This window comes from Micromonospora sp. DT227 (assembly GCF_049841835.1).
Lineage (GTDB): Bacteria > Actinomycetota > Actinomycetes > Mycobacteriales > Micromonosporaceae > Micromonospora.
The window spans coordinates 1-354 of the sequence record NZ_JBNCLA010000066.1 but is presented as its reverse complement, the minus strand read 5'-3'; the positions used below and the strand labels follow the sequence as shown (position 1 = coordinate 354).

At 65.5% G+C, this 354-nt stretch carries 1 protein-coding gene; it reads left to right on the top strand.

The features are described 5' to 3' along the window. The coding region (locus ACLQ2W_RS33915; protein WP_425791984.1) for a hypothetical protein at positions 1-354 on the top strand (354 nt) is incomplete at both ends.

Here is a 354-nt window from a genome sequence, read left to right as displayed (position 1 = left end):
TGTGTCGGTGGGGGGTGTGGATGGTGGGTTTGATGCGGAGTTTTGGCAGGTGGTGCAGCGGGGTGATGTTGCGGCTTTGGCTGATGTCTTGCGGGTGGATGAGGAGGGTGTGGCGGGGGTTCTGCCGGCGTTGGCGGAGTGGCGGCGGGCTCGTGAGGGCCGGCGGTTGATTGACGCGTGGCGGTACCGGGTCGTGTGGGAGCCGTTGACCGGTGGTCCTGAGGCGATGCTGGATGGTGTGTGGCTTCTGGTGTATGGCGCGGATCTGGCGGCTGATGACAGTGAGTGGGTCGGGTTGGTTGAGCAGGTTCTGGTGGGGCATGGTGCGCGGGTGGTGCCGGTAGCTGTTGACGG